10 protein-coding genes are annotated in these 6,896 nt (G+C 65.0%); 3 read left to right on the top strand and 7 right to left on the bottom strand.

Annotated features, from left to right (window positions below):
- The coding region (gene ltrA / locus AC56LK_RS02770) for a group II intron reverse transcriptase/maturase (RefSeq protein WP_497183029.1) at positions 1-1,200 on the top strand (1,200 nt) is incomplete at its 5' end.
- 111 nt (positions 1,201-1,311) lie between these two features.
- Here the strand turns inward: ltrA and AC56LK_RS02765 are convergent.
- Positions 1,312-1,935 (bottom strand): pyridoxamine 5'-phosphate oxidase family protein, encoded by a 624-nt coding sequence (locus tag AC56LK_RS02765; RefSeq protein WP_497183028.1) that lies wholly within the window; start codon positions 1,933-1,935, stop codon positions 1,312-1,314.
- A 99-nt stretch (positions 1,936-2,034) separates the two neighbouring features.
- Here AC56LK_RS02765 and AC56LK_RS02760 point away from each other — a divergent pair, with 99 nt between their 5' ends.
- Both AC56LK_RS02760 and AC56LK_RS02755 read left to right on the top strand, forming a co-directional pair.
- Positions 2,035-2,640 (top strand): TetR/AcrR family transcriptional regulator, encoded by a 606-nt coding sequence (locus AC56LK_RS02760; RefSeq protein WP_497183027.1) that lies wholly within the window; start codon positions 2,035-2,037, stop codon positions 2,638-2,640.
- An 89-nt stretch (positions 2,641-2,729) separates the two neighbouring features.
- Positions 2,730-3,419, top strand: a complete 690-nt coding sequence (locus AC56LK_RS02755) for a type 1 glutamine amidotransferase domain-containing protein (RefSeq protein ID WP_497183026.1) — start codon at positions 2,730-2,732, stop codon at positions 3,417-3,419.
- On the opposite strand, the gene AC56LK_RS02750 is transcribed toward AC56LK_RS02755, so the two are convergent.
- The 6 genes from AC56LK_RS02750 to fliN are packed head-to-tail and all read right to left on the bottom strand — an operon-like array spanning position 3,317 to position 6,860.
- Positions 3,317-3,721, bottom strand: a complete 405-nt coding sequence (locus tag AC56LK_RS02750) for a DUF5329 family protein (protein WP_497183025.1) — start codon at positions 3,719-3,721, stop codon at positions 3,317-3,319. The two genes, AC56LK_RS02755 and AC56LK_RS02750, sit on opposite strands and share 103 nt — an antisense overlap.
- Before the next feature lie 41 nt (positions 3,722-3,762).
- Entirely contained in the window at positions 3,763-4,611 is an 849-nt protein-coding gene (gene fliR, locus AC56LK_RS02745; RefSeq protein WP_497183024.1) for a flagellar biosynthetic protein FliR, read from the bottom strand.
- 16 nt (positions 4,612-4,627) lie between these two features.
- Positions 4,628-4,897, bottom strand: coding sequence for a flagellar biosynthesis protein FliQ (gene fliQ / locus AC56LK_RS02740; RefSeq protein WP_497183023.1), 270 nt, complete (start codon positions 4,895-4,897; stop codon positions 4,628-4,630).
- A 10-nt stretch (positions 4,898-4,907) separates the two neighbouring features.
- The gene (fliP, locus tag AC56LK_RS02735; RefSeq protein ID WP_497183022.1) at positions 4,908-5,657 is read right to left on the bottom strand and encodes a flagellar type III secretion system pore protein FliP; all 750 of its coding nucleotides are present in this window, start codon (positions 5,655-5,657) and stop codon (positions 4,908-4,910) included.
- Positions 5,647-6,429 carry a flagellar biosynthetic protein FliO gene (gene fliO / locus AC56LK_RS02730; RefSeq protein WP_497183021.1) on the bottom strand — a complete coding sequence of 261 codons (783 nt, stop codon included), beginning with the start codon at positions 6,427-6,429 and terminating at the stop codon, positions 5,647-5,649. Before fliO ends, fliP begins: the two co-directional genes overlap by 11 nt.
- Positions 6,426-6,860: a flagellar motor switch protein FliN gene (gene fliN / locus AC56LK_RS02725; RefSeq protein WP_436104722.1), complete on the bottom strand. Its 435-nt coding sequence runs from the start codon at positions 6,858-6,860 to the stop codon at positions 6,426-6,428. Before fliN ends, fliO begins: the two co-directional genes overlap by 4 nt.
- Positions 6,861-6,896: the final 36 nt, after the last annotated feature.

The following is a 6,896-nucleotide window of genomic DNA, read 5'->3' as shown; positions in this document are numbered from 1 at the left end:
ATGCAACGCGCGTGGAAACGCGTGAAGGCGAACAAGGGAGCCGCAGGCGTCGATGGTCTGGACATTGCCCGGACCGGACAACACCTGAAGCACGCTTGGCCTGTCATCAGGCAGCAACTGATGAATGGCACGTACCGGCCCATGCCGGTACGGCGCGTCGGCATTCCGAAGCCGGATGGAAGCGAACGTGAACTGGGGATACCCACCGTGACCGACCGTCTGATTCAGCAGGCATTATTGCAGGTGCTGCAACCGCTGATCGATCCCACCTTTAGTGAACACAGCCACGGGTTCCGGCCCGGCCGGCGGGCGCGTGATGCCGTGCTCGCAGCACAGCAGTACGTGCAGGAAGGCTACCGCACCGTGGTCGACGTCGATCTGTCGAAGTTCTTTGATCGGGTCAACCACGACATCCTGATCGACCGTCTAAGGAAGCGCGTGAACGACGCTGGAATTATCCGGCTGGTGCGTGCCTACCTGAACGCGGGCATCATGGATGGCGGCGTGGTGCTCGAGCGGGGCGAAGGCACGCCGCAAGGCGGACCACTCTCGCCGCTCTTGGCCAATGTGCTTCTCGACGAGGTGGATCGGATGCTGGAACGACAGGGGCACCGCTTTGCCCGCTATGCCGATGACTGCAACGTATACGTGCGCAGCCAGAAGGCAGGCGAGCGGGTGATGGCCCGGCTCAAGCGTCGATACGACAAGCTGCACTTGAAGATCAATGAATCGAAAAGTGCAGTAACCAGTGCGTTTGGTCGAAAATTTCTTGGCTACGAGCTGTACACAACCGGGAAAGGTGAAGTCAAACGTGCTGTGTCGTACAAGGCCCAAGAGACTTTTCGGCAACGGATCAGGCAAATTACTTGCCGATCCGGTGGACGCAGCATCGAGCAGGTAATCGAAAACCTACGCTCTTACGTGTTGGGATGGAAGGCCTATTTCAGCTTGGCACAGACACCAAAAGTCTGGACTCGTTTAGATGAGTGGATGCGCCATCGAATGCGGGCACTGCACCTGAAACTATGGAAACGGGGCACGACGATTTACCGCGAACTGCTGAAGCTGGGGACCAGCCCGAACGCTGCGCAACTTGTAGCGGCGAACAGCCGCTGCTGGTGGCGGAACAGCTATCAGGCCGCGAACACGGCGCTGACGATTTCCTACTTTGACCGCCTCGGCATGCCTCGCCTCACTTAACCTCAACTACTCGAACCGCCCGGTGCGGACCCGCATGCCGGGTGGTGTGGGAGGGGACCGGCCAGACAACTGGCCGCCCCTATCCCGATTCGTCCCGAGCCGGGGCAGGCCTTAGTACAGTGTCTCGCGCTGGCGCTGCGGCAAGGCGCTGTCGTAAGCCTCGCCGTCCATGCCGCCTCCCGTCAGCGCGGCCAGCATCGTTCCCGGCGTCGGTACCTCCGTGCTGTCGTGTTCTCCTGGATGCCAGAGGCGCGAACGCAGGATCGAACGCGCGCACTGGAAAAACACCTTGGTAACCGTGACGCGCAGCACGCAATGCGGCCGCTTGCCCTCGACGGCGAAGGATTCCAGCAGTTCAGGGTCGATGCAGATTTGGGCACGGCCGCGTACCCGCAGGGTTTCGCCCACGCCCGGAATCATGAACAGCAGGGCCATGCGCGGGTCCGCGACCAGGTTGCGCAGGCTGTCGATGCGATTGTTGCCGCGCCGTTCGGGCAGCAGCAGGGTGTGGTCATCGACGATGCGCACCAGCGGGCCGGCGTCGCCGCGCGGGGAGATGTCCGGGCCATCCGGACCGTTGGTGGCCAGCAGGGCGAAGCGCGCCTCGCCGATCCAGCGCGCGTACAGCGGATGCAGGCTGTCGGTTTCCTTGGCGATCGAGGGCGGCGCTACCTCGCCAAACAGGGCTTCCAGCGAGGGGAGGTTGGTGATGAGATGCTCGGGCATGGGTGTCAACGGAAATGGTCGGGGTGACAAACATTGTAGTCCGCAGCCTGTTTCGACAAGCCACAAATAGTTGTAGACGACCGGTCTAATTTGATTTACAGTGCGTTCATGGAGAAAGCAACGACAAACGAGTCCTCTGAAGTCCGCGACAATATTATTGCTGTGGGGCAGAGGGTCATGGCGGCCAAAGGTTTCTCGGCCGTGGGCCTGAACGAAATCCTGACGACGGCCGGGGTACCGAAGGGATCGTTCTACTATTATTTCGCCTCCAAGGACGCCTTCGGCGTAGCCTTGCTGGAAAAATATTTTGAAGACTACCTGGCCGAGATTGACGCGATTTTCGCGCAAGCGGAGCGCACGAAGGCGGAGGGTCTGGTCCGCTACTTCGATAGCTGGCGCCTGAATCAGGGCGCTTGTGACTGCCAGGGAAAATGCCTGGTGGTGAAACTGGGTGCGGAAGTGGCGGACCTGTCGGAAGCGATGCGCTCGAGCCTGAAGCAGGGCACTGCCGGCATCGTGAGCCGCCTGGCTGCGGCGATCGAAGCCGGAATGGCCGAAGGCTCGCTGAGGATCGAGGGGAGGCCCGAGCTGGTGGCGGAGACCTTGTATCAGCTTTGGCTCGGCGCCAGCATCATGGTCAAGATCGTACGCGATGGCTCGCCCTTCGACGCCGCGATGCACGCGACGCGGCAAGTACTGCACCTGTCCCGCTGAGCGGGACGTGAACGAACGCTTCGCTGAAGCGTTTTTTTGAAGTAAGCACTAGACGACTGGTCTACTGTAAATTTAAAAGAGGAAATCCCATGAATATCCTGATCGTTCTGACTTCGCACGACACGCTCGGCGCGACCGGCCGCAAGACCGGTTTCTGGCTGGAAGAGCTGGCTGCACCGTATTACGCCTTCAAGGACGCGGGCGCCAATGTCGTGCTGGCCTCGCCCGCCGGCGGCCAGCCGCCGCTCGACCCGAAGAGCAATGAACCAGGCTTCCAGACCGAACTGACCCGCCGCTTCGAAGCCGACGCCGCTGCCGGCGCCCAGCTCGCCGCGACCCTGCGCCTCGACAGCGTCTCCCAGGACGACTTCGATGCGGTGTTCTACCCCGGCGGCCACGGTCCGCTCTGGGACCTGGCTGAAGACCGCGACTCGATCGCCTTGATCGAATCCTTCATTGCGGCGCACAAGCCGGTGGCCCTCGTCTGCCATGCACCGGGGGTGCTGCGCCATGTGCGGAATCCGGATGGCTCTCCCCTGGTCCAGGGCAGACGGGTGACCGGCTTCACCAATACCGAAGAAGCCGCCGTCGAACTGACCGATATCGTGCCCTTCCTGGTGGAAGACGAGCTCAAGGCAAAAGGCGGTATCTTCTCCCGCCTCGACGACTGGGCTTCCTACGTGGTCGTCGATGGCCTCCTGATCACCGGGCAAAACCCGGCGTCGTCGGCCGCCGGCGCCGAGGCCTTGCTGCAGGCGCTTGCCCGTAGCGACGCCTGAGCGGAAAGGGAAGCCATCAGAGCAGCCGCTTGGGCCGCGAGCTCGATGAACTGCTCGGTGCTGGCGAGCGTCTCGCGGCGCTTCTCGATGTACGCCAGCTTGCGGACCAGGTGGGCATGCGCATCGGTGGCGCTGTGCCAGCTGCCGTTGCGCTCGAACTGGCAGCCCGAGGTTTTCATTCGCGACATCAGGGCGTCGATCTCGGCACGGATGGCGGGCGGGGTGGGCGCGGCGCTCGCGCCAATGCAGGTGCCGGCCAGCAGGCTTGCGGCAAGGAAGTGCAGGGGACGGACGGTCTTCATGGGCATCGCGAATGGGGTGATGACCAGGCAAGCATACAGCGCTAACCCGGCGCCGGGCGCGCGGCCGGGTTGGCGGTCGCCGGTGCCGGCGGCGGCGCGGCATTGCGCTGGACCCCGGCGCGCGGCACCGCGCGTCCGGCCTCGATCCCTTCGTTGAACAGGTTCACGATCGGCATGCCGAGGTAGGGCAGGGCCAGGCTCAGGGTCAGGAAGCCCACGCCCAGCGTCACCGGGAAGCCGATACCGAAGATGTTCAGCTGGGGCGCGGCGCGCGTCAGGATACCGAGGGCGACGTTGGTGACCAGCAGCGCGGCCACGATCGGCAGCGCCAGCTGCAGCCCGCTCGAGAAGATCTTCCCGCCCCAGCGCGCCAGCTCGAGCGGCGCGTTGCCGGAAAACGGGGTCGCGGAAATCGGCAGCGCGTGGAAGCTTTCGGCCAGCGCCGCCAGCAGAATCAGGTGGGCGTTCACGGCCAGGAAGGCCATGGTCGCCACCAGCGTCAGGAACTGGGCTACCGCCGCCGAGCGGCCGCGCGTACTGGGGTCGAAGAACACGGCGAAGCCCAGGCCCATGGTCATGCTGGCCACCTCGCCGGCGTACTCGATGGCGGCGAACACGATGCGCATCGCGAAGCCCATCGCCACGCCGATCAGGAGTTCCTTTACCAGGATCAGGATGCCCGCCCACGAGGTGGGCTCGACCGCGGGGATCTCGGGCACGGTGGGAGCGATCACGGCGGCCAGCAGCACGCCGAGGGCGAGCTTGATCTGCATCGGCACGCCGGCATTGCCGAACAGCGGCGCAGCGGCGACCAGGCCGAGGATGCGCGTGAGCGGCCACAGCAGTCCCGCGATCCAGGCGTTCATCTCGCCCGTGGTCAGGCTCAGCATCGAGGCGGGCCCAGGCTCAGCCGATCAGGCCCGGAATGCCGGTGAACACCCCGCGCATGTAGTCGAGCATGGTGGACAGCATCCAGGGCCCGGCCAGGACCAGGGCGATGAAGACGCCGATCAGCTTCGGGATGAAGGACAGCGTCGCTTCGTTGATCTGGGTCGCCGCCTGGAAGATGCTGATGAGCAGGCCGATGACCAGCGCTACCAGCAGCAGCGGGGCGGAGACCATCAGCGTGATCTCCATCGCGGTGCGGCCCATGGTCATGACGGATTCCGGAGTCATGCGCGTCTCCCTAGTAGAAACTCTGGGACAAGGAGCCCAGCAGCAGCTGCCAGCCGTCGACCAGCACGAACAGCATCAGCTTGAAGGGCAGCGAGATCACGGCGGGCGACATCATCATCATACCCATCGCCATCAGCACCGAGGCCACCACCATGTCGATGATCAGGAAGGGGATGAAGATCGCGAAGCCGATCTGGAACGCCGTCTTGAGCTCACTCGTCACGAAGGCCGGGATCAGGACCCGCAGCGGGACGTCTTCCGGACCCTGCAGGGCGGGCGAGCGCGAGATCTTGACGAACAGGGCCAGGTCCGACTGGCGGGTCTGCTTGATCATGAATTCCTTGAGCGGCACCACGCCGCGCTCGAGCGCTTCGCTCATCTGCATCCGGTTCTGCTGCAGGGGCAAATACGCCTCGGTGTACATGCGGTCGAAGGTCGGGCCCATCACGAAGAAGGTCAGGAACAGCGCCAGCCCGACCATCACCTGGTTCGGCGGCGCGGTCTGGGTGCCGAGCGCCTGGCGCAGCAGCGACAGCACGATGATGATGCGGGTGAAGGCCGTCATCATCAGCAGCGCGGCCGGCAGGAAGGTCAGCGCCGTCAGCAGGATCAGGGTCTGGACCGGCAGCGAGAATTGCGTGCCGCCGCCCGCGGCGGGGCTGGTGGTGAAGGCCGGGATGCCGGGCTGGGCCAGCACTGCCAGCGGGAGCAGGGCCAGGCCGACGACGCCGGCGCCCAGCAGGAGTTGTTTATTTCGCATTACGGGTGTCGATCGTTTTCTTGAGCCAGTCGCCGAAGCTGCCGGCACTCGGTCCATGGGCGGCGAGCGTGGCCTGCCCATCGGCGTGCACGCCTTCCTGGCGCGGCATGGTGGCCAGGGCGTTGACCCGTCCCGGCGAGGCGCCGACGACGATCCACTGGTCGCCCACTTCGACCACCATGATACGCTCGCGGCCGCCGATATTGAGCGCGCCGACCAGCTTCACGTTGGCGCTCGCGCCCATGGCGCGCGGGCCGTAGCGTTTCAGGAACCAGGCCAGGCCGAGCAGCAGGCCGAGCACCAGCACCAGGGCCAGGATGGTCTGCAGCAGGCTGCCGGTCGCGGGCGTGTTCGAGGCGGGCATCACGACCTGGGGCGGGCGCTGGCCGGGTGCCGGGGCGGCGGCGGGCGGCGTGGCGGCTACGGCAGGCGTGTCGGCGGCGGGTGCCGGCGACTGGATCGGCGTCGAGACCGGGCCGGAGGGCGCGGGCTGTGCGGGTGTGGCCGGGCGGCCGGTCGTGGTAGCGCCGCGGGGCAGGGGCTGGGTTTCTTGCGAGGCAGGCGCGGGGACTGGAATCGGCGCCGAGACTGAAGGAGCAGCCTGCGGTGCTTGTTGCGTGACCGGGGCGGTGACTTGCTGTTGGGCGGCTGGCGTTTGATCAGCGCCGACGGGCGCGGCGCAGGCTGCCAATGGTGCGAACAGCAGCGCCGCCACAAACCGTACGGCGGCCGGGTTGCCTGTCCGCCGTACGTGATCGTTGCTAGAGGTCATTTATTCAGTTTTCTGATCCGTTCCGATGGCGTAATGATATCAGTCAGACGGATACCGAACTTGTCGTTCACGACCACGACCTCGCCCTGTGCGATCAGGCAACCATTGACCAGCACATCCATCGGCTCGCCGGCCAGGCCGTCGAGCTCGACCACGGAGCCCTGGGCCAGCTGCAGCAGGTTCTTGATCGCGATCTTGGTGCGGCCGAGTTCCACGGTCAGCTGGACCGGGATGTCGAGGATGAAGTCGATATCGTTCGGCGTATCGTTGCGCGCGCCCTTGTTCGAGAAATCCTTGAACACGGCGGCGGTGGCGGTCGCCTGCTGCGCCTGCTGGCGCTCGAGCGCCGCCGCTTCGGCTGCGGCCTGCTCGGCAATCGCCGCGCCCCAATCGTCGTCGAGGCTGCCCTGGTCGTCCTGGGTATCAGACATAATGCTCTCCTGTATCGCCCGCGGCCTGCAGGCATT

The organism is Telluria sp. ZB4P36 (assembly GCF_059685865.1).
This window is presented reverse-complemented; position numbering and strand designations above follow the sequence as displayed.

Excerpts from the sequence above, each read along its gene's own strand:
- AC56LK_RS02760 (WP_497183027.1), top strand. The coding sequence starts at position 2,035 with ATGGAGAAAGCAACGACAAACGAGTCCTCTGAAGTCCGCGACAATATT.
- AC56LK_RS02755 (WP_497183026.1), top strand. The coding sequence starts at position 2,730 with ATGAATATCCTGATCGTTCTGACTTCGCACGACACGCTCGGCGCGACC.
- AC56LK_RS02750 (WP_497183025.1), bottom strand. The coding sequence starts at position 3,721 with ATGAAGACCGTCCGTCCCCTGCACTTCCTTGCCGCAAGCCTGCTGGCC.
- fliR (WP_497183024.1), bottom strand. The coding sequence starts at position 4,611 with ATGCTGAGCCTGACCACGGGCGAGATGAACGCCTGGATCGCGGGACTG.
- fliQ (WP_497183023.1), bottom strand. The coding sequence starts at position 4,897 with ATGACTCCGGAATCCGTCATGACCATGGGCCGCACCGCGATGGAGATC.
- fliP (WP_497183022.1), bottom strand. The coding sequence starts at position 5,657 with ATGCGAAATAAACAACTCCTGCTGGGCGCCGGCGTCGTCGGCCTGGCC.
- fliO (WP_497183021.1), bottom strand. The coding sequence starts at position 6,429 with ATGACCTCTAGCAACGATCACGTACGGCGGACAGGCAACCCGGCCGCC.
- fliN (WP_436104722.1), bottom strand. The coding sequence starts at position 6,860 with ATGTCTGATACCCAGGACGACCAGGGCAGCCTCGACGACGATTGGGGC.